25 protein-coding genes are annotated in these 25,587 nt (G+C 56.8%); 15 read left to right on the forward strand and 10 right to left on the reverse strand.

Going from position 1 to position 25,587, the window contains the following annotated elements; translation table 11 throughout:
• Positions 1–164 precede the first annotated feature (164 nt).
• Positions 165–680 (reverse strand): tautomerase family protein, encoded by a 516-nt coding sequence (locus LJD17_RS09310; protein WP_227383897.1) that lies wholly within the window; start codon positions 678–680, stop codon positions 165–167.
• A 100-nt stretch (positions 681–780) separates the two neighbouring features.
• On the opposite strand from LJD17_RS09310, the gene LJD17_RS09315 reads away from it, so the two are divergent.
• Together LJD17_RS09315 and LJD17_RS09320 are read left to right on the forward strand one after the other, a co-directional pair.
• Positions 781–1,791, forward strand: coding sequence for a GlxA family transcriptional regulator (locus tag LJD17_RS09315; RefSeq protein ID WP_227383898.1), 1,011 nt, complete (start codon positions 781–783; stop codon positions 1,789–1,791).
• Positions 1,792–2,218: 427 nt separating this feature from the next.
• Positions 2,219–2,602, forward strand: coding sequence for a hypothetical protein (locus tag LJD17_RS09320; protein WP_227383899.1), 384 nt, complete (start codon positions 2,219–2,221; stop codon positions 2,600–2,602).
• Here LJD17_RS09320 and LJD17_RS09325 read toward each other — a convergent pair.
• The gene (locus tag LJD17_RS09325; protein ID WP_227383900.1) at positions 2,599–2,982 is read right to left on the reverse strand and encodes a helix-turn-helix domain-containing protein; all 384 of its coding nucleotides are present in this window, start codon (positions 2,980–2,982) and stop codon (positions 2,599–2,601) included. The two genes, LJD17_RS09320 and LJD17_RS09325, sit on opposite strands and share 4 nt — an antisense overlap.
• 402 nt (positions 2,983–3,384) lie before the next feature.
• Between LJD17_RS09325 and LJD17_RS09330 the strand changes: the two genes are divergently transcribed.
• Entirely contained in the window at positions 3,385–3,699 is a 315-nt protein-coding gene (locus LJD17_RS09330; protein ID WP_227383901.1) for an antibiotic biosynthesis monooxygenase family protein, read from the forward strand.
• Between the two features lie 63 nt (positions 3,700–3,762).
• Here LJD17_RS09330 and LJD17_RS09335 read toward each other — a convergent pair whose 3' ends face one another.
• From LJD17_RS09335 to LJD17_RS09345, 3 genes are all read right to left on the reverse strand, one after another.
• Positions 3,763–5,160 carry an FAD-containing oxidoreductase gene (locus LJD17_RS09335; RefSeq protein WP_227383902.1) on the reverse strand — a complete coding sequence of 466 codons (1,398 nt, stop codon included), beginning with the start codon at positions 5,158–5,160 and terminating at the stop codon, positions 3,763–3,765.
• Positions 5,157–5,624: a DUF4126 domain-containing protein gene (locus LJD17_RS09340; RefSeq protein ID WP_227383903.1), complete on the reverse strand. Its 468-nt coding sequence runs from the start codon at positions 5,622–5,624 to the stop codon at positions 5,157–5,159. Before LJD17_RS09340 ends, LJD17_RS09335 begins: the two co-directional genes overlap by 4 nt.
• A 102-nt stretch (positions 5,625–5,726) precedes the next feature.
• Positions 5,727–6,746: an alpha/beta hydrolase family protein gene (locus tag LJD17_RS09345; RefSeq protein WP_227383904.1), complete on the reverse strand. Its 1,020-nt coding sequence runs from the start codon at positions 6,744–6,746 to the stop codon at positions 5,727–5,729.
• Between the two features lie 270 nt (positions 6,747–7,016).
• Here LJD17_RS09345 and LJD17_RS09350 point away from each other — a divergent pair, with 270 nt between their 5' ends.
• The 3 genes from LJD17_RS09350 to LJD17_RS09360 all read left to right on the forward strand — a co-directional run bounded on the left by LJD17_RS09350 (position 7,017) and on the right by LJD17_RS09360 (position 10,916).
• Positions 7,017–7,940: a helix-turn-helix domain-containing protein gene (locus tag LJD17_RS09350; protein ID WP_227383905.1), complete on the forward strand. Its 924-nt coding sequence runs from the start codon at positions 7,017–7,019 to the stop codon at positions 7,938–7,940.
• 66 nt (positions 7,941–8,006) lie between these two features.
• Positions 8,007–10,301 carry a DUF1217 domain-containing protein gene (locus tag LJD17_RS09355; RefSeq protein WP_227383906.1) on the forward strand — a complete coding sequence of 765 codons (2,295 nt, stop codon included), beginning with the start codon at positions 8,007–8,009 and terminating at the stop codon, positions 10,299–10,301.
• A 48-nt stretch (positions 10,302–10,349) separates the two neighbouring features.
• Positions 10,350–10,916, forward strand: coding sequence for a hypothetical protein (locus tag LJD17_RS09360; RefSeq protein ID WP_227383907.1), 567 nt, complete (start codon positions 10,350–10,352; stop codon positions 10,914–10,916).
• Positions 10,917–10,972: 56 nt separating this feature from the next.
• On the opposite strand, the gene LJD17_RS09365 is transcribed toward LJD17_RS09360, so the two are convergent.
• The 3 genes from LJD17_RS09365 to LJD17_RS09375 are packed head-to-tail and all read right to left on the reverse strand — an operon-like array spanning position 10,973 to position 14,099.
• Positions 10,973–11,797, reverse strand: a complete 825-nt coding sequence (locus tag LJD17_RS09365; RefSeq protein WP_227383908.1) for a carbohydrate ABC transporter permease — start codon at positions 11,795–11,797, stop codon at positions 10,973–10,975.
• Positions 11,794–12,747 carry a carbohydrate ABC transporter permease gene (locus LJD17_RS09370; RefSeq protein WP_406600791.1) on the reverse strand — a complete coding sequence of 318 codons (954 nt, stop codon included), beginning with the start codon at positions 12,745–12,747 and terminating at the stop codon, positions 11,794–11,796. The genes LJD17_RS09365 and LJD17_RS09370 overlap by 4 nt, the downstream gene beginning before the upstream one ends.
• Positions 12,748–12,767: 20 nt before the next feature.
• On the reverse strand, positions 12,768–14,099 hold the full coding sequence (locus LJD17_RS09375) for an ABC transporter substrate-binding protein (RefSeq protein WP_227383910.1): 1,332 nt from the start codon (positions 14,097–14,099) through the stop codon (positions 12,768–12,770).
• Between the two features lie 140 nt (positions 14,100–14,239).
• Here LJD17_RS09375 and LJD17_RS09380 point away from each other — a divergent pair, with 140 nt between their 5' ends.
• The 4 genes from LJD17_RS09380 (at position 14,240) to LJD17_RS09395 (ending at position 17,266) form a co-directional block, all read left to right on the forward strand.
• On the forward strand, positions 14,240–15,127 hold the full coding sequence (locus LJD17_RS09380) for a dihydrodipicolinate synthase family protein (RefSeq protein ID WP_227383911.1): 888 nt from the start codon (positions 14,240–14,242) through the stop codon (positions 15,125–15,127).
• On the forward strand, positions 15,124–15,798 hold the full coding sequence (locus LJD17_RS09385; protein WP_227383912.1) for a GntR family transcriptional regulator: 675 nt from the start codon (positions 15,124–15,126) through the stop codon (positions 15,796–15,798). The genes LJD17_RS09380 and LJD17_RS09385 overlap by 4 nt, the downstream gene beginning before the upstream one ends.
• A gap of 6 nt (positions 15,799–15,804) precedes the next feature.
• Positions 15,805–16,752, forward strand: coding sequence for a PfkB family carbohydrate kinase (locus tag LJD17_RS09390; protein WP_227383913.1), 948 nt, complete (start codon positions 15,805–15,807; stop codon positions 16,750–16,752).
• Positions 16,753–17,044: 292 nt separating this feature from the next.
• Positions 17,045–17,266: a hypothetical protein gene (locus LJD17_RS09395; protein ID WP_227383914.1), complete on the forward strand. Its 222-nt coding sequence runs from the start codon at positions 17,045–17,047 to the stop codon at positions 17,264–17,266.
• Between the two features lie 19 nt (positions 17,267–17,285).
• Here the strand turns inward: LJD17_RS09395 and LJD17_RS09400 are convergent, their stop codons facing one another.
• Entirely contained in the window at positions 17,286–18,914 is a 1,629-nt protein-coding gene (locus LJD17_RS09400; RefSeq protein ID WP_227383915.1) for an NADP-dependent glyceraldehyde-3-phosphate dehydrogenase, read from the reverse strand.
• Between the two features lie 140 nt (positions 18,915–19,054).
• The gene (locus LJD17_RS09405) at positions 19,055–20,098 is read right to left on the reverse strand and encodes a dipeptidase (protein ID WP_227383916.1); all 1,044 of its coding nucleotides are present in this window, start codon (positions 20,096–20,098) and stop codon (positions 19,055–19,057) included.
• Between the two features lie 365 nt (positions 20,099–20,463).
• On the opposite strand from LJD17_RS09405, the gene LJD17_RS09410 reads away from it, so the two are divergent.
• Genes LJD17_RS09410 through LJD17_RS09430 form a run of 5 tightly spaced genes read left to right on the forward strand, consistent with a single transcriptional unit; the run spans position 20,464 to position 25,538 of the window.
• The gene (locus tag LJD17_RS09410) at positions 20,464–22,062 is read left to right on the forward strand and encodes an ABC transporter substrate-binding protein (protein ID WP_227383917.1); all 1,599 of its coding nucleotides are present in this window, start codon (positions 20,464–20,466) and stop codon (positions 22,060–22,062) included.
• Entirely contained in the window at positions 22,059–23,072 is a 1,014-nt protein-coding gene (locus LJD17_RS09415; protein ID WP_227383918.1) for an ABC transporter permease, read from the forward strand. Before LJD17_RS09410 ends, LJD17_RS09415 begins: the two co-directional genes overlap by 4 nt.
• A complete protein-coding gene (locus LJD17_RS09420; protein WP_264478330.1) occupies positions 23,072–23,971 on the forward strand; it encodes an ABC transporter permease in 900 nt (299 codons plus the stop codon). The genes LJD17_RS09415 and LJD17_RS09420 overlap by 1 nt, the downstream gene beginning before the upstream one ends.
• Positions 23,971–24,801, forward strand: a complete 831-nt coding sequence (locus LJD17_RS09425; protein ID WP_227383919.1) for an ABC transporter ATP-binding protein — start codon at positions 23,971–23,973, stop codon at positions 24,799–24,801. Before LJD17_RS09420 ends, LJD17_RS09425 begins: the two co-directional genes overlap by 1 nt.
• Complete coding sequence (locus tag LJD17_RS09430) at positions 24,798–25,538, forward strand: ABC transporter ATP-binding protein (protein ID WP_227383920.1); 741 nt, start codon at positions 24,798–24,800, stop codon at positions 25,536–25,538. Before LJD17_RS09425 ends, LJD17_RS09430 begins: the two co-directional genes overlap by 4 nt.
• Positions 25,539–25,587: the final 49 nt, after the last annotated feature.

Consider the following 25,587-nt stretch of genomic DNA (forward strand, 5'->3'; position numbering starts at 1 on the left):
CGCGAGGGGTAGGCTTTGGCCCCCGGCCGCGCTGGCCGGAGGGCATCATTGGGCGCATGCCCAACTTTTAAGGCTCCGCAAGTGTCCAACGATGCCCTGTGGGCTCTTTGCGAGAAGAGCCCACAGTTGCTTACCTCCTCATAAGAGGCCGCCTTTATGACGCCTCAGTGGCTTGCAGGGCCTCGCGCGGCCTCAAGAACAGCCACCGCCTCTTGCCGGCGCCGCTCGGCCAGTCGACGGGCTCCATTGGCGCTCGCTTCCTCGCCGAGCGCATAGGCGAGGAATTCCGGAAGCCGGCGGATCACGCCGCGACCACCCCAGCGGCCGTCCGCGATCTCGGTAGGGAACACCCAAACGCGCGGTGCGACGTCTTCGAATGTCGCTCCCTCCGCTCGAGCCACCGCTTCAGTGATCTCACGCACGATCGCGCTCCTCCGCTCGTCGTCGTAGAGGCCCTCCATCACGGAAGGGATGAACCGATAGCGCGGCGAGGTCGTCGGTACTCCCGCGACGTACACGACCGGCCTATGCAGGAAGATGAGGCTCACCGCCCGCGCCTTTTCGTTCGCTGGATCAATCCCCTCGTTCCGCATCAAGAGGTCCGTGACCTCCCGCAGCAGCCGTGCTTCCGCGTCGGGTGCCAGTGCGCCTTCCGGAATAAATGCATCGAGCATCGGCATCGCTAAACTCCATTCGCCATTTCGATACGTCCAAATTAGGTCTTCACGGGCCTATCAGAAATTGGCAGGATCGCCATCTTTGGAGGAAAATCAGACACAGATGAGAATGATCCGTATCTGGGTATATGACGGGATCCTAGCCTCGGGCGTATCGGGTCCAATCGACGTCTTCGCAGCGGCCAACCGCATTGCTGCCAAGAGCTCCGTGAACCGTCGTCAGCCGATCCGGTGGCGTGTGGAATCTCTTGATGGCAAACCGGTGCATACTGCCTCTGGTCAGACCGTTGCGGTCGACGGGAGGATCGATGCCCGCGGGCGCGCCGACGCAATTCTGGTGACCGCGCCGTTTCTCGCCGATATGGAGGAGTTTGTCTCCCGGCACGAGCAACTGCGCGCACTGTCGTCTGCACTGCGGCGGCAACACGTAGCTGGCGCGGTGGTGGCGTCCTACTGTACCGGCAGCTATCTGCTGGCCGAAGCGGGACTACTTGATGGCCGTATCGCCACCACCCACTGGGATCGAGCTACGGACTTCTCGCGGCGATACCCAAGGGTCGAACTTCGGGCCAACGAAGTTCTGACCGAACAGGATCGCGTTCTTTGTACCGGCGCTGTGACATCCTTCCTCAACCTGGCCCTGCGCCTCGTGGAGATGTTCGGCGATGCACATTTGGCCACGACGACCGCCAAGGCCCTATTGATTGACACCAATCGTGTGTCGCAGGCATCCTATGCGACGTTGCTCGACGAGCATGGACACTCCGATCGCCTTGTCGCCCGCGCCCAGCTCCGGATGGAGGCGACCCTTCAGCACGGGTTTCGACTGTCCGAACTCGCGGCTTATCTTGCCGTCAGCGAACGGACCCTCAATCGACGTTTCAAGCAAGCGGTAGGTGACTCGCCTCTGGAGTATCTCCAGTCTCTCCGTATCGAAGTCGCGAAGCGGTTGCTCGAGGCGGGCCACGCAAGCCTTGAAGGCGTGAGCCAGCGTGTCGGTTATGGGGATCTCAGCACATTTCGTGAGCTCTTCAAGCACAAGACCGGGCTGACTCCGCGCGAGTACCAACGCCGCTTTGTGCAGCACGCGTGTCGGAACAACCTTAAGTCATGAGGCGTGCGTTCCCCGATAGGCAAGGCAGCCGCCAAACCTGGCGCTTGGTAGATGGAGTTGGGCGGCAGCTTGCGCCACAGTCAGGCGGTCTTCGACCAGATCCATCACAACACGCGGCCGATACAGTTCCTGGTGGCGCGTACTGACCACCATCATGGAACCCGAGTTCACCGTTGTCCGCACACGGGGAGGGCGACCTTTATAACGGGCGGACCGGCAACATCTCTAACGGCGGCCTACAATCATTGTCAAAGCCCGTTAGACAAGTCGCTGATTGTCCTCATTAGAGATGTCACCCTCGGGCGCTTCCTTGCGGTGTCAGGGACTTTGGTTAAGGTTGAAGGCTCCGAGCAGCATGGGAATTGATTAGCCAGAGGCAATTGGCTCTATATCTGTCTAATCCTTTCCTTCTCTGCGTAGAGAGACCGTGTCCAATCATCGTTTCACCTCCGGGTTGCTGTTCCGGTCAGCCATTATTGCCTTTGCGATCATTGGCTTAGGAGTGGTTTGGAGTGCTGGTTGGCTCCCGATCGAACAAAAGCCATACTTCTTCGAAGTGGATGGGATCCGCCGGCTGAACTGCTACGGTGGGCCCGGCACCCACCCCTCTAATCCGCTCGCCCTTGAGTTTACGGACCAGGGATATGTTGCGGTCCTGCAATCGAGTCAGACTCAACTTAGATTGAAGTACACGCCTGGCAATCTGTTTTCCAGCGTTTGGAAAGACGGCAAAGTCGAACTTACCATGGACCCGGAAATCTATATCTCTGGTCTGGAAGATCATGAGATTGGGCCGTGTGAGCGGATTTAGATCGATGGCTGTGTATCAGAACTTGTTAAACAACGAGCAGCGCGGCGGAGCTGATCAAGTTGCGCAGCCGCGCTGCGCCCGTCGGACCGCGCGTCAACCGACCTTGAACAGGCTCTTGGCCTGGCCGCGTTGGACCGGATCAGAGCCAAGGCCTCGGCCCGCACAGCTGGCGGATAGCTGCGGTTGCTGGGTTTGCCACGACGGCTCGACACCAGAGCTTCCGGTCCGCGTTGGCGAAACTTCTTCAGGATACGAAATACCTGTCGGCGTGTCATACGCAGCAGTTGCGCCGCGTCCCGGACCGCGATGTGCCGCGCCATGACATCACGCAACACCTGCATCTGATCGATCTCTCGACGACTCATGGCGATCACCGTCATGGCACCCGAGCTTCCCGTTGTCCGCACCCGGGGAGGGTGGCATCTGTAACGGGCAGATCGGTGACATCTCTAACGGTGTTCTACAATCTAATTTCGCATAAGATATATTATGGAACCAAAGCTATGAGGTGGAACTACACCTCGGTGGAGCGGCGGACCTCGCGAGTATGACCAGAGCGTGCCGACTTTCTTCTCGCATGGCGGCCTGATAGGATTTCACCGTCGAAAAGGACCATGAGCGGCATTGGTAAGTCCGCTCCCTTCGTCAGAAGGCTCCGTCTCGTCCACTAGGCGAACCCGCGACAAGCAACTGGCGCAACCGCGCTAGCGGCTTGGCGCGTTCCTTGGTCTTTCGCGTCTCAAGCTGTCGGTCGGCTGCGCTACTTCGAAAAAGGAAGCAGCATGCCTATCATTCGTGCCAACGCCGGTATCATAACGCAGATTAACGTGTTCACCGTTCCGCCAGGCGGCCAGCAAGCTCTTATCGACCACTTGTCGGAAGCAGCCCAATTCGTTCGCGACGTCCCTGGCTGGATATCCGCCAGCCTTCATCGCAGTGAGGATGGGACACGGGTCGTCAATTATGCCCAGACGCAAGGGTTGGAGGCCGCACATAGAGTCGTCGATCGGCTCCGCCTGGGCGGGTTTCTTGACCATCGGGAGCTGGGACAACCAAGCCCAGGATTATATGAGGTGGCATTCACGCTAGAGCGATAACGACGATGGCGGCGCTCTTGCGCCGCCCAACGCCTCAGACCGCCCGATCTGCCGGGAGGCAGCTTAAGCGGCCTGCCCCGACGGAGAATTGGGCTTGAGGTCGCCCAGGACGGTTGGGATCAATTCCGATACGGTCGGATGAATAGGCACCGACCATTGTAGCGTGGAATACGGCACGCGCGCGTTCATCACGTTGAGGATCCCGTGGATGGCTTCGTCGCCGCCAACTCCGAGAATGGCGGCGCCGAGAATCTGGTTCGTTTGGGAATCCGCGACGATTTTCATGAAGCCCTTCGTCTCGTCCTTTTCAATCGCACGCCCGACACGGCTCATGGGGCGCTTCGAAACGAGCACATCCCGTCCCAATTTGAGCGCTTCCGTCTCAGACAAGCCAACCCGGCCAAGGGGCGGATCGATATAGAGTGCATAAGCCGGAATCCGGCTGCTGACCCGATGATCCGCGGCATCGAGGAGGTTGGCGGCCACAATTTCATAATCGTTATAAGCCGTATGAGTGAACGCACCGCGGCCATTGCAATCGCCCAGAGCCCATATGCCGGGCACATTTGTGGCCAAGAAGTCGTCCACGACGATGTAGCCGCGCGAATCTGTGATGACTCCGGCCTGATCCAGGCCGAGGTCGTCCGTGTTAGGGCGCCGGCCGATTGCGAGAAGAACATGAGAACCCACCACAAACGGATCGCCAGACGTGCAATCGACGTCAACTGCAATGCCCTCCCCGTCAGGCCTCAAGGCTATGCATGTGGCGTTGGTACGGACGGCTATTTCCTCGTCAGCAAGAATCGCACGGATCGCTTCCGAGATATCTTCATCCTCACGACCAATAAGCCGCGGCCCTTTTTCAACGACCGTCACCTCCGAGCCAAAGCGGCGATACATCTGGGCAAACTCAAGTCCAATATAGCTTCCTCCGACAACAACCAGGTGCCGGGGAGGGCTCTCAAGTCGAAGCATGGAGCTGTTGGTGAGGTAGCTGACCGTGTTCACACCGGGCAGGTCAGGAATATTGGCGCGGCCGCCTACGTTGATGAATATCTTCGGGGCCTGCAGCAACCTTTCCCCGACCCGAACACGGCCCTGCCCTTCGAGCCTGGCATGACCATTCATGACCGTTAAACCGTCCATGGTCCGCAGCCACCGTTCGATGCTGTCTCGCGCGTTCCTTGCCACCGTATCGGCCCGCGTCTTGATCCGCCCGAAATCGATTTCGACCGGATCCTTGAGCCGAATACCGTAATCCGCCCCTCGCCTTGCAAGATAAGCGGCGTAAGCACTCGCCACGAGCGTCTTTGTGGGCATGCAGCCTGTGTTAACGCACGTGCCGCCGAACAATTCGCGCTCTACCAGGGCAATCTTCATGCCCGCCCCGGTCAGCCGCCCCGCCAGAGACGGTCCCGCCTGCCCTGCCCCTATGATGATAGCATCGAACCTGTCGTTCATGATCCGGCCCCCACAATAAGCACTGCGCCCACTATCGCTATGGCGTCTTCCACGAACGCTGCCGGCCGATCTTTGCCGAATGCCAGAGCCAGATGTTTTCGGAATGCAGCACCGCCAAGCGTACCAATGACCGCCCCGACAGCTCCAGCCAGGATGCCTCCCAAGAAATTCCCGCCGCTCGCCATCGTGACCGCCGCACCACATACGCCGCCAACGACGATCCTGGTGATGAACGCGCCAGAGGCTTTGCGGCTCGGCGTGGAGGGAAGCTGATCGGCGATAAGCTCTCCGATCGCCAGAAGGGTGAATATCCAGGGAGAGACAGGGTGCGCAAGGAAAGAGAGCCATGTACTGCTGAGGTTGAGCAGCCCCAGATAGGCGCCCCAACTGACGGCCGCAGGAGCCGTCATTGCACGCAAGCCACCGATGATCCCTATGGAAAGAGCGGCAAGGTATAAGAGCATTTGGGTTCCCCGAAATTTGGACCAGGGTGCCTGCTTGATATCCCGTTTGCAATCCTTGCGTTCAGGGCAAGTCGGTGTCGAGCTGTGCCCCGTGACTGCTTCTTACCGGTCGAGGAACTTCAGCATATGATCGACGATCTCCCTATGTGCCTGATGCCTATCCGTTCCAGCCGCATCGTCGCAAACCGGATCGTCTCGTTCCTCTGCGAGAAGCTCGCGTCCCTGGGGCTTGCACTCCGACAGAAACGTAAAGTGATTGGCCGGTTTCACGACCGCGTATCGTGCATTCGGCAGGCGCCGGAGAAGGTCACTGCCGTTTTGGGTGACATCAAGCGCTTTCCATCTCTCCTCTCCACCTAAGTTGATGAGCAGGATGGGTAATTTCATTTCGGCGATGCTCTCAGGAGTGAATGCGTAAGTCAGGCCAGGATCAACCGCGATAGCGGCGGAGATCCGAGAATCTCGCATATCGCTCTCGAAGACTTCGGGAAGATTGTCGAATGAAACTCCGCCTTTCTGGAAGAATATGCAGTCCCCCTCCCCGCTCAGCCGCTCACAGTAACTTTTGTAGGAAGCCCGGTTCAGCCGCGCGCCCGCGAGATTCAGGGCGGTTGCTCCGCCGAGGGAAAACCCGAGCGACACGATACGCGCTCTATCGACATAGGGTCCCAAATTCGGGTCCGAAAGAACGGTATCGAGAGCCGCGCGCAGATCGGCGGCGCGCTCGTCGAGCCGGATCGACCGACGAGGTGAGGAGTCGCCGCTCGTGCTTCCCGGATGGTTGACGGCGAGTACCATTACACCGTGCAAGGCCAGCTGGGAGGACAGCCACCCGAGGCCGTCCATATTTCCTCCCGAGCCGTGTGACAGCACCACAAGAGGATGCCGACCCTCGGCAACGGCGGCTCCTACGGACGCCCAAGTACCTTTGAAAACTGCATTATCTCCGATCAGCCCCCGATAGGTCGGCTTTCCCAGGGGGTACCAGACCGATGCGGCAACCGGAGCACTCCTGTGGACGGCATTCACTGTGATTCTGTCATACCCGGCAAGAGAATCGGCAAGGGCCGGTGATGCTACATTTAAGCAAGCCACCGCAGCGGCAATCATGAGAGGCTTCATTGGGGAGTCCTTTCTGGATGATAGACGTCCCGACGATGCTTGATTGGAGCAAAAACGCGTCCTCAATCCGGTTTTAGGTCGAGCCGAACCGAATTTGAGCCTAAGGAAAGCCGGAATTCCTGGAACAGACCCATGCTTGCTTTGCCAGTCTCGATCGTCGTTTCGCTCGCCTTGTGCTTTCTGCTTCTGCGCAGACTTTTAACGGGCCGTAGATCAACGATTGTGATAGCGCTGCTTGGGGCCTGCGCCGTCCAAGGGATTGTCAACGCATTGGCCCAGTTCTATGCGGTGCCCGTGATGCGGCTGGTGCAGCCGATCACCGCTACTCTTATTCCGCCTTTGGCATGGATCGCTTTGGAAACGACAGCGGTCAGACGCTTCAATCCTCGGCGCGACCTACCTCATCTTGCCGTACCGGCCTTTACGACATTCTGCATCGGTTTTGCGCCCCAAACACTCGATATAGTCGTACCAGGCATCTTCACGATCTACGGCTTGGCGATGTTCCAGTCGCTCCGGGCCGGCCCGGACGGGCTGCCACTAATCCGTTCAGAGGTTGATGACTGGCCGATATTGATCTGGCGGGGCGTTGCCCTGGCATTGATGTTGTCGGCCGCCAGCGACTGGCTAATAGCCGCCGCCCAGATCGCGGGCGAAGCATGGCTCCAGTCTTGGATCATCACCCTTACGTCGTCCGTATCGCTGCTCCTCATTGGAGCGCTCAGCCTTTCGGAAAGCCTCGAGACGGACGAAGAGCCAATCCAAGATCCCGAGACTGCCCCCTCCCCTGCGGATGTCGAAAAGGACATGGAGCTCATGTCGCACTTGGACGCGATTCTGGCTGAACACCAGATGTTTCTCGATCCGAACCTGAATCTCGCACGTCTTGCCCGGCGGAGTGCGGTGCCCGCAAAACAGCTCTCTATCACTATTAACCGAGCGACCGGGCAGAATGTGTCCCGATACATAAACTCTTACCGAATTCGCCACGCGTGCGAGCGTCTTGCCGCCGGCAGCAGCGTGACCAACGCCATGCTGGAGAGCGGCTTCAACACAAAATCCAATTTTAATCGGGAATTTCAAAGAGTTACGGGACAGTCGCCAACGAGCTGGCTCGCAAACGAGCACAACCGAGCGGCCAGAGGGAGGGAGGTTGCTTCGAAGGGCTCAGGCATTCGAGCGGAATTGAACTGATCGCAGCATTCGAGGGAAACCAGACGGACCATTTCAAACGCGGATTTAACCAAGCCAAACAAATAATTGGAACCGAGCTGGCAGCCTAGCTTCAGACAAGGGAAGGAATGTATACTTGCTAAAATCGAGAAGTCCGTTGTTGGAATGGCGATGCTGTCAACATATCTGAACTACAAGCTGATCAACAAAGATCTCCGGCAGAGCCTCGACCGGGTGGCCGACCAGACGACGGTCCTCCGTGAAACGAAATACTATAAAGAGAATATCGGAAAAATTGGCTCGGCCAAAGAGTTCCTTGCCGATCACCGCCTCTACAAGTACGCGATGGAAGCCTATGGCCTGGACGACATGATCTACGCCAAGGCGTTCATGCGCAAGGTTCTCGAGAGTGATCTCAATGATGAGAACAGTTTCGTCAACCGCTTGTCCGATGAGCGCTACAGGGACTTCGCCAAAGCCTTCCAGTTCACAGCCGACGGAACAACGGCGGCAAAGCCGGATATCCAGACCGACAAGCAAGAAGACGATTTGCTTGATACCTATAATCAAGAAATTGCCAACAAAGCTAAGGCGGTTGAGGACGATACCGACTATTACAGCAAGACGGTCGCCAAGCTGACGAACATTGATGGCTTCGTGAACGACCGGCGTCTGGTTGAATATTCACTCAAGGCCTTCGGCATTGATCCGACGTATTATTCAGCCCAGATCATGCGTAAGATCCTGACCAGCGATCCTTCCGACCCAAGCAGTTACATCAATTCGATCAAAGACCCCGCCTACGCCGAGATTGCCGAGTCGCTCCAAGCCTTAGCGGACTCGTTCAACTTCAATTCGGACGGAAGTCTCCCAGCTGGAACTCCTGTCCAAACGACGGCTCAGATTAAATCCCTGACCGAAACCTACGTGCTTTCGGTCCCGGATCGTGTCACGCCGATGGCCGCACAACTGAATACGGATTATTTCGAGAGCAAGGCGTCTCAGATCACCTCGGTTACGCAACTCATGGGTGACGAGAGGCTCTTGAGCTATGTCCTGACGACCTTCGGCCTCGAGGACAACGCGACAACCCGCGCAAACCTTCCCAAAGCTCTGACGAGCGACCTGTCCAATCCAGCTAGCTTTGCCAATACATCGAATAACGACACCTATCGGAAGCTTGCTCAGCTTTTCAATTTCCTACCTGATGGAAAGGTCCCGACGGGCCAAAAGATGCTCGGTCGCGACGAGCTCGCCGAGGTCACCGTGACCTATATGGCAGCCTATGATGACGCCGACCAGAAGGACGACAGCGAGAAAATTGCATTCTACAAGAACATGATCGACGTTGTCGAAGACGTGGACGGATTGGTGAACAACTTCATCCTCTACGACTTCGTCATGGAGGCTTTCGGCCTCGATCCCGACACAGAGTCGAAAACGACAATCCGAAAGGTTCTGACCAGCGATCTGTCAGATCCCAACAGCTTTGCCAATCAGACCCGAGACAGCCGGTACATCAATCTTGCGGAGGCCTTCAACTTCGACGCCTCTGGCAAGCCTCGCATCCCTCGTACGGCCCAGTCGGAGGGAGAAATCTCCTCGACAGCGAGCGCTTACCTGGTCGGCGCGACGGGGCGCGGCCAAACACTGGATCAGGCCAAAACTGAAACCGTCTACTATCGCGAGCAGATCGACCGGGTCACTTCGTTAAAGGACCTGTTGGATAACAAGCGCTTGCTGACCTATGTCCTTGAGGCTTTTGGCGTAACGCTGCCGAGCACTCCAGCCGACTTCATGGAACAGGTCATGAAGAGCGACGTCGACGATCCCGATAGTTTTGCAAATAAGCTCGAGGATCGGCGTTTTGCGCAGATCGCGGCGTCATTCAACTTTGACACCGATGGAAATCTGGTGGTGCGCCCTGAAGACCAGTCGCAATCACGGCGCGGCGTCATGAACACCATCGAACTGCATACGCGACAGACTCTCGAAAAGCAGTCCGGTGAAGAAAACGAAGGTTTACGTCTGGCCCTGTACTTTCAGCGTAAGGCATCGGGCATAACCTCCGTATATAGCATCTTGGCGGATAGAGCGCTTCAGCAGGTTGTCTTCAAGGCTCTTGGCCTCCCTGACGAAATGGCCCAAGCGCCCGTCGATCATCAAGCCGAGCTTTTGAAGAGCAGACTAAATCTCGATGACTTCAAGGACACTGAAAAGCTCGAGAGATTCCTTTCGCGTTTCAGTATCAGGTACGACATGGAAAACGACACCTCCACTTCCCTCGCGACTGCTCTGTTTCAGAATGCGGGCCAGAACGAGGTCAGCGTTAATGCAATGGTGAGCTTCGCTCAGCTCCGGGCATCGCGCTACTATTCGTAGCCAGAATAAGAAACAGGCACTTGAACCGACCAGGCGGTAGTTTCAATAATGAAATCGACGAAAGCCGCCATTTTCGTAAGCGTTGCGCTTTCTGCCGGCCATATCGGTAGCGCCGCTGCGCAATCCGCCGTCTATACGGAGATCAAGGGCGAGGGTTGCAAGCAGCTTAGGAGCGAAGCTGAATATAGTGAATGGCAGTGCCTGGGTCCTGTCGGACAGCGCGTCTTGTTTGCCGATATGGGTTTGATGTTTGGCGTCCAATTTGGAAAGGACGCTAAGCTGCAGCCTCCTTTTCGTGCTGCGGCAGCCTCTATCGGCAACAAGATTGAGTGGCGGCTCGACACCTCCGGACAACCCTACGCCTCTATCTTTCGCGCTTTTGTGAGCGAAGAGATCAATGCACCAAAGAAGCAGCAGGTTCATCAGGTCCTTGTCGTTACAAAGATCGACGGCGCTCGGGCCTGTCATATGGCTTACGTGAACGCGAAACTTCAGAACGCGAATGCAAAAGCCGCTGAGATCGCAGACACGAGAGCGGCTGGTTTCAAGTGCGGGCAGGACATTCCCGAGAGGATCGGTGAACCACAGAGATTTTATGATGCGGAGTCATCATAAAGGCCGCTTCGATCATGAGGCCTCAAGGCTGAATCACCCAACGGATCAATTGGCGCTCACCCGCCCTTCACAGCCCCGGCCGTGAGACCTGCAATAATCTGCCGTTGAGCGATGATAGTCAGAACGAGAACCGGAAAAGTCACGATGAGAGCCGCCGCAGCCAATGGGCCCCAGCTGAGCTGCTCGAACGACAGCATGTTGTAAACGGCAACCGGCAAGGTTCGCGTTTCGCGACCGGCGAGCACTACCCCAAAGACGAAGTTATTCCAGGAAAAGATCACCGCGAGGATGAACGCGACGGTGATCCCTGGCTTTGCAATCGGCAGCGCGACGTGGCGAAAGACGTGCCAGCGGTTGGCGCCATCAATAACGGCAGCCTCTTCGAGCTCAAGCGGTGTCGTCTCGAAGTAGCCAATCATGATCCAGATGACGATCGGGACCGTAATAACCAGATGTGCAATGACTTGCGGCAGGAGGGTTCCCATCAATCCCAGCCACTGAAACAAAAGAAAAAGTGGGATCAGGTAGGATAGTCCCGGCGTCATGCGCGCAATAAGCACCACGACAGCGGCCTTCGTTGCCCGCATGCGTGCAATGCCGTAGCCCGCCGGAACGCCGATCAGAAGGGCGAGCCCAGTCGCAGCTCCCGTGACGATCACGCTATTGAGGAAGAACAATCCGAAGCGATTAGACTCGAATACACCCGTGTAGTTCTTCCAGGCAAAACGCTCTGGGATCAAAATCGGCGGATAAGCAGCGTTATCGACTTCGAACTTGAGTGATAGCGATAGCATCCAAATGAAGAAGAGTACGGCGGGAGACGCCAATACCAACGCCACGAACAGCATTCCAAGCGTATCAAGAGTCCTCCGGACGTTCATGCGCCCCCCTGTACGTCGATCCACTTGGTCCGCTGACGGAGATGCAGCATGAGAAGCGAGAGTGCGATCACGAGAACAAAGAACACGACGGCAATCGCCGAGCCATAGCCGACATCATAGTAAGCGAATGCCACGCTATAGAGGTAGAGATTGATGGTCTCCGAGGCGGTGCCCGGACCGCCTTGGGTGATCGCATAGATGATGTCGAAACTCTTGAGCGCATCGATGGTGCGGATAATGACGGCCACCATAAGAAACGGCGCGACCATGGGAAGCGTAATGTAACGAAAACGCTGAAAGGCGTTGGCCCCATCGATGGCAGCACTCTCGTAAGGCTCGGTCGGAATGGCCGCCAGTCCGCCAAGGACGATCAACATGACGAGCGGTGTCCACTGCCAGGTCTCGACAAGGACAAGCGAGGGAATGACCGTCGCAGGGTTGAACACCCAAGATTGCGGAGGAATGCCGATGAGTGAGAGAAGGTAGTTCAACACCCCTAATTGAGGGTGGAACATCATCGTCCAGACAAGGGCAATCGCTACCGGAGTCGCCATCATCGGCATAACGAAAAGGCCGCGCAAAACACCGCGGAAGGGAACCCGGGCGTTGAAGATAAGCGCAGCAAGCGTGCCGAATATCAGCGGCAGGACCACAGCCAGGAATGTATAAACCAGGGTGTGGCCGACGGAAGCGATGAACCGCTCGTCCGAAGCAAGGCGTGCGTAGTTGGACAGGCCGGAGAAGCGGCGGGCGCCGCCGACGGTCCACTCATGCAGGCTCATCCAGACGGTAAAGCCCCACGGGAAGACGATGACTGAGCCGACCACAGCAACGGCCGGGATCACAAAAGGCCAATAGGTGCTGCGGGGGCGAGCACCTGCAACGGGCGCCGCCTCCGCTACGTTTTTCGGGTGCTGCTCAACAATGGCAGCTATAGGACCATCCTGCATCGCCATAAGGCAATAAACCGCTAGGCTTTCTCGCTGCGCTCAAGGATCGGCTTGAACTGCTCCGTCGCTTTCTTCAGCTCTGCCGCAGGATCTCCACCTGAAATGAGGTTTGTCAGGGCAATACCCATAATATCCCGGAACTCGGTAACTGGCTGGACGACCGGAAGGCCCAGCTTGCTGATCTTTCCGGACTCAACGACGGCATCGATCCACGCCGGCGGCATCTTTACGCCCTTGCGAACGTCCTGATCGTTGAGGATGGAAGGACGGAACGGGACGCCGCCGCCCGCCTGCAGGAGTCGGGCACCCATGAGTTTCGAAATGGCCCATTGGCAATAAAGAAAGGCCGCCTCCTTGTTCTTGCTGGCAGCCGTAACGCCGATGCCATCACCGAAGGTCGCGGAGGCCTGGGCCTTCGGGCCACGGGGCATGACGCCATAACCGACCTTGCCGACGACACGCGATTTCTCAGGGTCCTCAAGCGGTGGGGCGAAACCAACGCCATCGAGCCACAAGCCGATCTTTCCCTGCAAGAATGCAGATTGGCACTCCGACCAGTTGAACCCGGCAACACCCTGTGGCGCAGATTTGGTGAGGAGACGTTGATATAGCCGAGCTGCCTCGATCGCCTCCGGCGTATCCGTCATCAGGTTCCCGTTTGCGTCAACCGGATCGACACCGTAACCCAAAAGAAAACTTGTCCAGACAGGTACATTGGCGTTCTTCAAACCGCGGGCGACGAAGCCGTAAGTGCCCTCCTTGCTGTCCGTCAGCGCCTCCGCGGCCTTCACCATTTCATCGAAGGTCTGGGGATAGGAGAGCCCCTTCTTTGCGAAGAGATCCTTGTTCCAGTACACCATCCAATAATCGACGGAGAAAGGCAGAGACAGCATCTGTCCCTGAGGGTTCTTTGCATAAAGCAGCCCCGCCTGGGAGAAGTCGCTTTCCGTCAGTGTAGGATCGGTCAGCTCGGGATTCTTCATGAAGCCACTGATATCGGCAAGCCAATTGGCTTTCTCGAACTGACGTTTCTGGACGTGATAGCTGATGTGAACCACGTCGAAGCTGGGGCTTCCGGAGTTCAGCTCGATAACGGCTTTCTGCCGCTGCTGCTGCTCCGGGGTCTGCTCGGAGGAGACCTGGATTCCCGTCAGATCGGTAAATTCCTTCTCATATTTCTGAAGCACCTCACCACGCGGACTCTTGATGAGGTTCACGCCGATTTTCGTGCCGGCGTACTTTTTCCAATTGACCTCCGCAAAGGCAGGAAGTGTTCCGCCAAGGCTGCAGGCTGCAGCCGCAGTGGTTGCGAGAAATGTACGGCGCGTGAATGAACGTGCTGTCTCAGACATATGTCAGTTCCCTCCCCTTGTTGCGTTCATCGACCATTCTGGTTCGTTTCTTTGCTTGCAACCGATTAAGCACCATGTAACATGTTAGTGTCAACAGCCCCGTTGAACTGCCTGAACCGTACCGGTTTTCGGAGGTCATCTTGTCGCTCAGCTTCGGCATTAGCCCGGCCCTCGTCACTCCATTTACGGATGGTGGCGTGGACGTTCGACGTCTGGCTGCTCACGCTCAGGATTGTATGGCTCGTGGCTGCAGAACTGCAACGATCTTCGGAACAACAGGTGAAGGGCCATCCGTGGGCTCAGCGGAGCGTGACCGGGTTGCTCGTGAAATGATCAGCCTGGGAGTTCCGGCGGACCGCATGGTGGAAGGCGTCATTGCCTGCTCTCTCGAAGAGGCTGCCGAGAGCACCAGTCGAGCATTGCGGCGGGGTGCAGATGCTGTGCTGCTCGCGCCACCCTTCTACTTCCGGCCTGTGCCCGACGACACGGTCTTTGAATGGTATGCCTCAGTATTCGATGCTGTCGGCACAGGCATCAGAGACGTGCTTCTTTATCACATCCCCGGGATGACAGGGGTTCCGCTATCACACCACGTGATTAAGCGCCTGCTTGAGCGCTTTCCTCGGGCGATTCGCGGAGTGAAGGATAGTGCGGGCGATTCCGAGGCAACCTTTGCGCTGATTAAAGCATTTCCAGAGCTCGAAATTCTTGTTGGCGACGAAAGATACCTCGGACGCGCCTGTGCGGCCGGCGCCGCTGGCTCGATCTGCGGCGTGGCAAATATCGTGCCCGAGGCCATCATCGATTTAGCGAAGGCCGGTGGCGACGATCCTCGGATTGTCGAGCTTGTCGACGAAATCACTCGATACCCGATCATTCCGATGGTGAAGGCCCTACTGGCCCATCTTCGTCAGGACGGCGTTTGGGCCCTCGCCCGTCCTCCTCTTCCGACGATGAGCGGGAGAGATGCGGCTCGCGCGATCGAATTATTGATGCGCATCCGTCAATCTGCCGAAGGTGTCGTATGACCATGGCTCGAGCGGCCCCTCGGGCTGAACTCAAACTTCGCGAGAGGGCCTATGATGCTTTCACTGAGCATCTGTTGCGCAGCGAGATCAAGCCCGGTCAGTTCGTCACTCAGCGCGAGCTCGTAGCCCTCACGGGGCAACCACTCGGTGCCATTCGGGAGCTCATTCCTCGCCTTGAAGCAGAAGGGTTGATCATCACTGTTCCTCAAAGGGGACTCCAAATCCTCCCTCTCGATATTACTCTAGTTCGCAATGCTTTTCAGTTTCGTCTGATCCTTGAGCGTGAGGCGATTGCCATGTTCTGTCAGGCCGCCAGCGATACGGCGCTTCGAGAGCTTGAGGCCAGACATCGATCCATCGTGACCTCGGCGGAGAGACATTTAAGCGAAGATATCATTGCAGAAGCGCAGGACGTCGACCGCGCATTCCACGAAACAGTGATCGACGAACTCAACAATGACATCATATCAAGAGTTTATCGGGTGAATTGGATCAAAGTTCGGCTCATTCGGCAAAGCGAGACTAGCCTTGATGAGCAGCTCGTCGTCCCCGTCATGCGTGAGCACCTCGCGATTATCGATGCGCTAAAACGCCGTGACGTTACTGCCGCCGTCGAGACGGCAACCGCCCATATTATGAATGCGCGGTCCAGAGCGCTCCGACTAGGATAGTCTTAGATGTTCGACGGTAGGCCTGTGATCTGCGTCGGATGCGCGTTTTGGGATACGATCTTCAAAATAAAGGAACTTCCCTCTCGAGGCATCAAAGTGCTTCCAGAGCGCGTTGTTCAATCTGCATCCGGTATGGCGACTGCGGCTGCAGTGACGATCGCCCGCCTTGGCGGTGCGGTTGACCTGTGGGCACGGGTTGGAGATGACGCTGCCGGTGAAAGCTTCCTGAAAGACCTAGCCCGCGAGACCGTTCGAACTGGGTCGATCAGAATAGTTCCAGGCGCCCGCACAGCCATCTCGACCATTCTCGTCGATGATGCCGGCGAGAGGATCGTCGTCCCCTACACCGATTCTTCGCTGGATAGCGATCCAAGCTGGCTCCCCCTTCCCAATGTAGCAGAGGCCAGTGCGGTTCTCGCCGATATGCGGTGGCCCGAAGCGGCGCGGGCATCGTTTGCAGAGACGCGCCGCCGGAATATCCCGTCCGTCCTTGACGCGGACGTCGCTGCCCCCGACCTTCTCCGAGAGATGATAGCCTTGGCAGATCATGTTCTGTTCTCGGAAGTGGCGCTCCAGTCGCTCGTGCCTCACTCATCGCCGCAGGATGCATTGCGAAAGATCGTGAAGGGGCTTAGGGCGAAAGTTGTCGGCGTGACGCTCGGGGCTGCTGGCGCACTGATATGGCAACGTGATACCGAGGACGGAAGAATCCGTCGCTTTCCGTCGATCCCCATTGATGCCGTAGATACATTAAACGCCGGCGATATCTGGCACGGTGTCTACGTCTACGGCTTAGCTTGCAATTGGGACATAGAACGAACAGTCAAGATGGCGAACATTGCAGCCGCTATGAAGTGCGAGCATTTCGGTGGTCGGAATGGTGCTCCATACCTCGCTGAACTTCTTGAGCGCAGTCGCGCTCTCATCCCCACAATGCAGGAGATGCGGGTTTAAAGACAGACTTGATGGGTGGTTGTTTGGAAAAGCTGTACTTGAGTTCGTTCTTGAAGCAGGTTGCGCCTTGTAGATGATGAATTGCTAAGCAAGCCGCCAGGAAACAATACGCTTAGTGGGAACCTAAATCTTTATCCAACCTTTCTTCTGTGACGTTCGCAGATCAGATCTTTGAGATCGTTACTCTGATTTCACAGGGCGTTTTTCCGCAACGGGGGGAGAGATTCATCTGATTCAATCCATGATGTCGCGGAGATTCCTCATCAAATTATAAGCTCGTCAGTTGAAAATAATGAAGAACACCAGTTGGAATTTTGTGGGTACGGCTTGTTACGGCGCCTTGATCGGCATGCTTGCCGTCATCGCACATGAGACCTATGAGGCGCTCTCCGATGAGATCCCGGAGACCGACCCCTTCATTCATGTCATGGGCGAGATGATAATATTTGGCATCGGCGGAGCGATCTTGTTTACCGTTGGTGCAAAGCTCTGGCTCTCGAGCAAAAACGACTGAGCAAGATTATGGTGACTCCTTAAAACAGAAATCTTGTGTTGATAAAATTCGATTTATGCTCGGATACGATCGCATCCAGTAATTGCTTGTTAGGCTCTGTCTGTTTTGTTGCGATCATGGAGCGTATCGAGAAAGAGCGTAAGGCATCAGTGACCGAGAGCGTTCCCTCTGCGGAATCCTTCCTGCCGGTGAACGGAAAAACATCTGGTCCGCGCTGACACTGGCAGTTGATGTTGACCCGGCAGACCTGATTGACGAGCGGATCAACCAGTTGCCCGATTTGATCCGGGCTCGAGCTGAAGATGCTGACCTGTTGCCCGTGCTCGGATGTAATGACGTACTCGAGAGCCGTTTCGAGGTCATCGAACGACATCACGGGGACGATCGGGCCGAATTGTTCCTCGCGGTAGAGCTTCATGCCCTCCTTCACCGGATAAACCACTGCTGGATAGAAGAGCGTACCGCAAGCTGTAGCGCCACCATCGTTAACGACGCTGGCGCCATTTGCTTTTGCGTCCTCTACCAGTTGAGTCATGTAGTCGACTTTGCCTGGCTCCGGCAGCGGGGTAATATTGACCCCTTTCTCCCAAGGCATGCCGACTTTCAATTTCCTGAGTTCTTCGACGAAGCGGCGAAGGAAGGTCTCCACAATGGACTGATGGACGATCAGCATTTTAAGCGCCGTACAACGTTGTCCATTGAAGGACAGCGTCCCAAGAAGGCACTCCTTTACCGCCAACTCGATATCCGCGTCCGGTAAAATGATAGCGGCATTCTTGGCGTCCAATCCCAGAATGGCGCGAAGACGGTGTGCCTTAGGGTGAAGTTTTTTCAGATGGTCGGCGACTTTGCTGGAGCCGATCAGCGTCAAAACATTGATCTTTCCCGTATCCAGCAGACGCGGCACGATCACTGAACCTCGTCCATAGACCGTATTGATCACACCCTTTGGAAAGGCGCTCTGAAAAGCCTCCAGGAGCGGTTGGAACAAAAGGGTTCCAAACCGGGGCGGCTTGAACACGACCGTGTTGCCCATGATCAGAGCAGGAATGAGCGTGGCAAATGTCTCGTTCAAGGGATAGTTGTATGGCCCCATGCAGAGCACGACCCCAAGCGGAGTCCTCCTGATCTGGCCGATTGTTCCCTCAACAACGAGAAAGCGCGAATTGCTGTTGTCGAGCTCTTTCAAGGCATCGATCGTCGCACGAATATAGTCGACAGTTCGATCGAACTCTTTCTCGGAATCGGACTGAGACTTGCCGATTTCCCACATGATCAGCTGAATGACCTCCTGGCGGCGTGAGATCATCTGGCTGGTGAAATCTTGCATGCACGCAATACGCTCAGCAACCGTCATGGTTGGCCAGAGGCCCCGTCCGGCGTCGTAAGCTTCGACGGCTGCTGCGAGGGCCTCCTCGGCTTCGGTCTCGCCTCCCATAGGATAGCTGCCGAGCTCGATCTGGCGGAGATTCCCCCTCTCATCTCGGACGCACACAGGAGACCGAACTATTTCGACAGCGCCATCCCACGGCTTCAGCTGGCCGTTAACCAGATAACTCCTCTGGTGAACCGGAGCGGGCGGACCGAACTGAGCCGGAATCTCGCCCTCTGCTGGAAAGAGCTGCTTTAATTTGTCAGGGCTCATCATCCCGGCCGTTCCCATCAATAAACCTGAGTCGGTTTGGGATATTGCCAGGGCCAGCCGCCCGCGCCTAGCGGGTAATCTCTTGTGTCGGTTTCTCGGCGGTACTCGCTGAGTTTCCCAGCACCGAAAGATGTGACGAAAGGTCAGCCGCCCCAGGTTCGCTCGAGGACCCGGATCCAATTTTCACTGCAGATCTTTCGGACAGCCTGGTCATCGTACCCGCGAAGCCTCAGGGTTTGGACGAGAGCCGGAAGGCAACTGGCATCTCTTAGGGCATCAGGAACCGTGGTCCCATCAAAATCCGAGCCCAGGCCTACCCGATCGATACCGATCCGCTCGGCGAGATAGTCAATATGATCAACAATCTCGTCCAATCGTGTTGATGGATCCTTGCGCCCATCGCGACGAATGAACATGGTACCGAAATTCACTCCCACAAATCCGTCGCTCTCCCGAATGGCATCAAGCTGGCGATCCGTCAGATTCCGGGAATGAGGTGTCAGTCCATATGCATTTGAGTGACTTGCCACGAGGGGAGCGTTGCTCAACTTCGCGATGTCCCAGAAGCCTTGTTCGTTCAAATGGGACAAGTCGATCATGATCCGAAGCTCGTTGCATGCGCGAACAAGGTTTCGACCATGCTCCGTTAAGCCGGGGCCGATATCGGGCGAAGAGGGGAACCGGAACGGCACCCCATGACCGAAGATGTTTTGGCGGCTCCAAACAGGTCCAAGCGACCGAAGACCGGCTTCGTAAAGCACATCGAGCATCCGCAGCTCGGCATCGATCATCTCGGCGCCTTCGACATGCAGGATGGCTGCCAGAACACTTTTCTCCATAGCATTGCGGATTTCCGCAGCAGTTCTGCAGATTTTCACACGGCCCGAGGATGCCCGCTCAACCCGGACGAGCAGGGAGACTAGTTCGAGGGTGGCGTCCCTTGCCTCTTCCAGGGAGGGCGGAAGGGCTTGGGGCTTTCCGTCTTGTCCCATTCCGTTGGATAGCGAGGGGACGAACACGGCGAACAGCCCTCCGGCAAAACCACCAGCCTCCGCCTTCGGCAAATCAAGGTGCCCTACCTGCCCCCCCTGGAGAAAATCCTCCTCTGGGGTCCTGCTTCCCGAGCGCCAGAGCCGAAGCAACACATCATTATGTCCGTCAAACACGGGGATAAGGCTATTGGTCATGTTCGTCACACGAAAGGGCGGGATCGCCGGATGCTTCCCCTGTACGTCCTAACGCGATGCTTCCGCCAATTCGAATTCAGACGAGGGTGATGAGACTCTTGCATAGGACCGTGATGCATGGAGCGCATAACGGATGCCATTTTCAGAATTTGTCACGCCAAACCTCAGGCGTGTACGTTGCCTGCGTCAAGGAGCGGCAGGCGAATAGAGGTTCTCGGGCCCTATGCTCGAAATGAAACTCAGTTTCGCACAGTGCTGGAGCCTTGATTAAACAAAAGCGGCGAGATCACTCATATGAAAAGGAGATCTCAAAGCGGTAGAAGGGCCCAAAGCCCAAAACCTTCCTGACGTGAGGTGAAAACGGGATGCTAAATCGGCGCAATTTTCTCGCAGGTACTGCGGCTGCATCATTTTTCAGCTATGTGGGCCTGTCCGCGGCTTTTGCCGACACCCCCAAGGATATTCTTGTGGTGGTGCAGCAACTCGACAATATGACGAGCCTTGATCCGCACGAGAGCTTCGAAGCGGTCGGCAGTGAGATTAGCAGCAATTGCTATCAGAAGCTCGTCAAGCCCAGTCTCGACAAACCTTCCGAGATCGTCGGTGACCTTGCTGAATCGTGGGACGCAGCAGCTGACGGCAAGTCCCTGACATTCAAACTTCGCAAAGATGCGAAATTCTCAAGTGGGCAACCTGTGACGGCGGAGGACGCTGCGTTTTCCCTGCAGCGGGCCGTGATCATGAACAAGGGCCCCGCCTTTATCATCAATCAGTTCGGCTTCACGAAAGACAATGCGGCCGAGCGTATCAAAGCCACGGATGCCCAAACGCTCGTTCTCACCCTGGCAGAGCCCACTTCGCCATCTTTCCTCCTTTACTGTCTGTCGGCCAATGTAGGCAGCATTGTCGAGAAGAAGATCGCTCTGGAGAAGGCACAAGGCGACGATTTCGGAAACGGCTGGCTTCGCCAGAACACGGCGGGCTCCGGTGCCTGGACACTTCGGGCGTGGAAGCCAAGCGAAAGCATCATGCTCGACGCGAATCCGCACGGGTCCTACAAGGGCAACATCAAGCGGATCATCCTTCGTCACATCGTAGATCCGTCCGCTCAGCTTCTCATGCTTCAGAAGGGTGACGCGGACATTGCGCGCAATCTGACGACGGAACAGCTTCGGACCCTTCAAGGGGACCCCAACTACAATCTGATTACCAAGGGCGTTGCTTCGCTCATGGTCATTTCGATGAATCAGAAAAATCCGAACTTGGCGAAGCCTCAGGTTTGGCAAGCAATCAAGTGGGCTCTCGATTACGAGGGAATGCAGAAGAACATTGTTCCTCTCACCCATGTTGTGAACCAGAGCTTCCTCCCTCAGGGTTTCCCTGGAGCTATCCAAGACAAGCCATTTCAAAAGAATGTTGCGAAGGCCAAAGCCCTGCTTGCTGAGGCCGGTCTTGCGGATGGGTTCGAGGTCACGATGGATCACTACTCGGCGCAGCCCTATCCGGACATCGCCCAGACGATCCAGGCAAACCTTGCGGAAATTGGAATCCGCGTGAAGCTGATGGCCTCCGAGAACCGCCAAGTCCTCACGAAGATGCGAGCCAGACAGCATGAATTGATCCTGACGGCATGGGGATCTGATTATTTTGATCCCAATACGAATTCGGAAGCGTTCTGCGTCAACACCGATAACTCCGACAACGCACTGAATCGGACGTTGGCTTGGCGCTCCGCATGGAAGGACGACAAGTTCACCGAGCAATCCGTTGCCGCTCTCAAAGAGAAGGATCCGACAAAGCGTATTGCCCTCTACGAGCAGCTACAGCGCGATCATATGGCGAACAGCCCCTTCGCCCTGATGATGCAGGCGATGACGACCGCAGCCTGTCGCAAGAATGTGTCGGGGGTTCGTCTCGGCACGTTGTCCGATACCCACTCCTACGCAGGAGTCGGAAAAGCGTGAGCAAAGGACTCAATGCGCTGGCGGGACTTCTCGCCAGCGTCTTTCTCACACTGTTCGGTTTGGTCATAGTGACCTTCCTGATCGGTCGCGTGATGCCTATCGACCCCGTTCTGGCGGCGGTCGGCGATAACGCTCCTCAGGAAGTCGTTGAGCGCGTTCGTCAGGAAATGGGCCTGGATCAGCCCCTGCTGGAGCAGTTCCTTCGTTACGTGGGGCAGCTTCTGCACGGAGATTTGGGTCGGTCGATCCTTACGCAAAATCCCGTCACCAGTGATATCGCCCGGTATTTTCCCGCAACCCTCGAACTCGCGACGGCAGCGATCATCTTGGCGGCCTTGATCGGAATTCCCTTAGGAGTCTGGTCCGCAGTCCGGCAGGGCACGTGGATCGACCAAACGATCCGCGTTGTTTGTCTGGCTGGCCATTCCGTCCCTGTATTCGTGCTCGCCCTCCTCTGCCTCCTCATTTTCTATGCGATGCTTGGAGTAGCTCCCGGCCCCGGCCGGCAAGATATCATCTTCCAGGACATGGTTCCTCATGTGACTGGATTATTGACGGTCGATTCTCTGATCGCCGGAGACTGGGATGCATTCTGGGATGCTCTGGCTCATATGATCCAGCCCGTTTGCATTCTGGCCTATTTCAGCATGGCCTATATTACGCGCATGACACGCGCGTTCATGCTGGATGCCCTAAAGGGTGAATACGTCATCACTGCCCGTGCAAAGGGTCTTCCGCCTCGCAAAGTCATCTGGCTGCACGCTTTTCCCAATGTGGGCGTGCAGCTCGTCACGGTGCTGGCCCTCACCTATGCCGGCCTCCTCGAAGGCGCCGTCGTCACCGAGACCGTATTCAGCTGGCCCGGGCTGGGTCAGTACCTCACCGTCTCCCTCATGAATGCCGACATGAACCCCGTCGTCGGAGCAACGCTTCTGGTCGGCTTGGTTTATGTGGCGCTCAACCTGTTGGCCGATGCCCTTTACCGGCAACTGGATCCCCGAGTCCGATAATGACAGCTTTCTCACAACAATGGCTGCTGACCGAGACGCCATCGTCGCGCAGTCAAGCCGCATGGGGACGGCGCTACCGCGCTTGGTTGGCCCTGCGGTCCAACACGCTTGCAATGATCGGCCTCGTGGTGATCGTGACATTCGTCGTTCTCTCCCTGGCTGCTCCCCTTCTGGCCACGCATGATCCCGGATCACAGGATCTCGCAAACCGGCTGGCACGGCCTTCCGCGGCACACTGGTTCGGGACCGACGAGCTCGGACGGGACCTTTATTCACGGATCCTCTATGGGGGACGTGTTACCCTCGGCATGGTTATCGCAGTCGTCGTTCTCGTGGCCCCTTTAGGCTTGGCGATTGGATGCATCGCCGGGTACTTCGGGGGGATCGTCGATCGCATCCTGATGCGCGTGACCGACGTCTTTCTTGCGTTCCCACGTTTGATTTTAGCCCTGGCCTTCGTGGCCGCGCTAAAGCCCGGAGTCGAGAGCGCCATTCTCGCCATCGCGCTTACCGCTTGGCCGCCATATGCCCGCCTCGCACGGGCCGAGACCATGACGGTCCGCAACAGCGATTATATCGCCGCATGCCGTCTGACGGGAGCTCCTTCAGGACGGATCATTCTTCGGCACGTCGCTCCTCTTTGCATTCCGAGCCTCATCGTTCGGATAACACTGGACATGAGTTCGATCATCATTACCGCTGCAAGTCTCGGCTTTCTCGGTATGGGGGCGCAACCGCCCTCCCCTGAATGGGGAGCAATGATCGCGACTACGAAGCGGTTCATCTTCGAACAATGGTGGGTGCCGACAATTCCTGGAATCGCGATCTTCATGGCCTCCCTCGCCTTCAATTTTCTCGGCGACGGCCTCCGAGACGTCCTTGATCCGAAGCAGCGCTGATGCTTGTCGACATTCAAAACCTCCGTATCGCGTTCGAAAGCCGCTCAGGCATCTTCGAAGCTGTTCGTGGCGTTTCGCTTCATATCGGGACAGAGAAGCTCGGTATTGTGGGTGAAAGCGGCTCGGGAAAGTCACTCACGGCTCGCGCCCTCATGCGCCTCCTACCGACCAATGCGCGGGTTACGGCCGATCGGATGGCATTTGACGGGATAGACATCCTGAATGCTGACGAGAAGGCAATGTTGCGCATTCGAGGAAAGCGCGCCGGGTTTATTCTCCAGGATCCGAAATATTCTCTCAATCCTGTCATGACGATCGGTCGACAGGTCACCGAGGCTTGGAAGACCCACAAAGGTGGAGGGAGAAAGGAAGCGAGAGAGGCCGTGATCGATCTTCTTGCTCAGGTCCGAATTCGCGATCCGCACAGAGTTTATGATCTTTATCCGCATGAGGTTTCCGGCGGAATGGGGCAACGCATCATGATCGCCATGATGCTTGCCCCTGATCCTCAGCTCCTGATTGCCGATGAGCCGACGAGCGCTCTCGACGCTACGGTTCAGGCAGAAATTCTGCGGTTAATGGAGGATCTCGTATCTCGGCGCGGCATGGGGCTGCTTCTCATTAGCCATGATCTTCCTCTCGTGTCGCATTTCTGCGACCGAGTCGCAGTCATGTATGCGGGGCGTATCGTCGAGGAGCTCTCCGCAGGGAGTCTTGCCCAGGCTCAACATCCGTATACCCGAGGACTGCTGAACTGCCTGCCCTCCCTCATCCACCCCAAATCGCGTCTGCCGGTCCTCAACCGGGACGAGGCATGGCTCCAGTCATGATCGATGTTGATCAATTGCGCGTTCGCTTCGGCGACAACGAAGTTGTCAAAGGGGTTTCTTTCCAAGTGCCCAGCGGCGGCAGCTTTGGCATCGTCGGCGAGAGCGGATCGGGAAAATCCACGGTCCTCAGAGCAATGTCCGGACTGAACAGCGCTTGGACAGGCAGAATTGCGATCAACGGCCAGTCCTTGGGAGCGCGTCGGGATCGGGCGTTCTTTCGCACCGTGCAGATGGTCTTTCAGGATCCTTATGGCTCGCTGCACCCGCGGCAAACCATCGATCGTATCCTGAGCGAGCCTTTGCTCGTTCATGGTATCTCTGACATCGAGCGCCGGATTGAGAAGGCTCTTGCCGAAGTCGCCCTACCATCGACGGCACGCTTCCGATATCCCCATCAACTCTCTGGAGGGCAGCGTCAGCGGGTTGCCATTGCAAGAGCCTTGATTTCCGAACCCGAGACATTGCTCCTTGACGAGCCTACCAGCGCTCTGGACGTATCCGTTCAGGCTGAAATCCTGAATCTGCTGGCAGACCTTCGGGAACGACGCCACCTCACTTACATCCTGGTCAGTCATAACCTTGCAGTCGTCACGCATCTTTGCCCTCAGGTTGGAGTGATGATCGGCGGCGAGATGGTGGAACAGCTCAGTGCGGATGATCTTCGCTCTGGGCAAACAATGCACCCTCATACTGCAGAATTGCGCGCGCTCAGCGTCGACCTGGAAGAGGTCCCCTAGCCGCTCCCCTACACTCTCTCGTCTCGGCCAAGGTCGATACGTCAGGAGA

The sequence above is a fragment of the Microvirga rosea genome (genome assembly GCF_020595095.1).
Classification (GTDB): domain Bacteria; phylum Pseudomonadota; class Alphaproteobacteria; order Rhizobiales; family Beijerinckiaceae; genus Microvirga; species Microvirga rosea.

Coding starts and splice junctions, on each gene's coding strand:
- LJD17_RS09310 (WP_227383897.1), bottom strand. CDS start 680: ATGCCGATGCTCGATGCATTTATTCCGGAAGGCGCACTGGCACCCGAC.
- LJD17_RS09315 (WP_227383898.1), top strand. CDS start 781: ATGAGAATGATCCGTATCTGGGTATATGACGGGATCCTAGCCTCGGGC.
- LJD17_RS09325 (WP_227383900.1), bottom strand. CDS start 2,982: ATGACGGTGATCGCCATGAGTCGTCGAGAGATCGATCAGATGCAGGTG.
- LJD17_RS09330 (WP_227383901.1), top strand. CDS start 3,385: ATGCCTATCATTCGTGCCAACGCCGGTATCATAACGCAGATTAACGTG.
- LJD17_RS09335 (WP_227383902.1), bottom strand. CDS start 5,160: ATGAACGACAGGTTCGATGCTATCATCATAGGGGCAGGGCAGGCGGGA.
- LJD17_RS09340 (WP_227383903.1), bottom strand. CDS start 5,624: ATGCTCTTATACCTTGCCGCTCTTTCCATAGGGATCATCGGTGGCTTG.
- LJD17_RS09345 (WP_227383904.1), bottom strand. CDS start 6,746: ATGAAGCCTCTCATGATTGCCGCTGCGGTGGCTTGCTTAAATGTAGCA.
- LJD17_RS09360 (WP_227383907.1), top strand. CDS start 10,350: ATGAAATCGACGAAAGCCGCCATTTTCGTAAGCGTTGCGCTTTCTGCC.
- LJD17_RS09365 (WP_227383908.1), bottom strand. CDS start 11,797: ATGAACGTCCGGAGGACTCTTGATACGCTTGGAATGCTGTTCGTGGCG.
- LJD17_RS09370 (WP_406600791.1), bottom strand. CDS start 12,747: ATGCAGGATGGTCCTATAGCTGCCATTGTTGAGCAGCACCCGAAAAAC.
- LJD17_RS09375 (WP_227383910.1), bottom strand. CDS start 14,099: ATGTCTGAGACAGCACGTTCATTCACGCGCCGTACATTTCTCGCAACC.
- LJD17_RS09385 (WP_227383912.1), top strand. CDS start 15,124: ATGACCATGGCTCGAGCGGCCCCTCGGGCTGAACTCAAACTTCGCGAG.
- LJD17_RS09390 (WP_227383913.1), top strand. CDS start 15,805: ATGTTCGACGGTAGGCCTGTGATCTGCGTCGGATGCGCGTTTTGGGAT.
- LJD17_RS09395 (WP_227383914.1), top strand. CDS start 17,045: ATGAAGAACACCAGTTGGAATTTTGTGGGTACGGCTTGTTACGGCGCC.
- LJD17_RS09400 (WP_227383915.1), bottom strand. CDS start 18,914: ATGATGAGCCCTGACAAATTAAAGCAGCTCTTTCCAGCAGAGGGCGAG.
- LJD17_RS09405 (WP_227383916.1), bottom strand. CDS start 20,098: ATGACCAATAGCCTTATCCCCGTGTTTGACGGACATAATGATGTGTTG.
- LJD17_RS09410 (WP_227383917.1), top strand. CDS start 20,464: ATGCTAAATCGGCGCAATTTTCTCGCAGGTACTGCGGCTGCATCATTT.
- LJD17_RS09420 (WP_264478330.1), top strand. CDS start 23,072: ATGACAGCTTTCTCACAACAATGGCTGCTGACCGAGACGCCATCGTCG.
- LJD17_RS09425 (WP_227383919.1), top strand. CDS start 23,971: ATGCTTGTCGACATTCAAAACCTCCGTATCGCGTTCGAAAGCCGCTCA.
- LJD17_RS09430 (WP_227383920.1), top strand. CDS start 24,798: ATGATCGATGTTGATCAATTGCGCGTTCGCTTCGGCGACAACGAAGTT.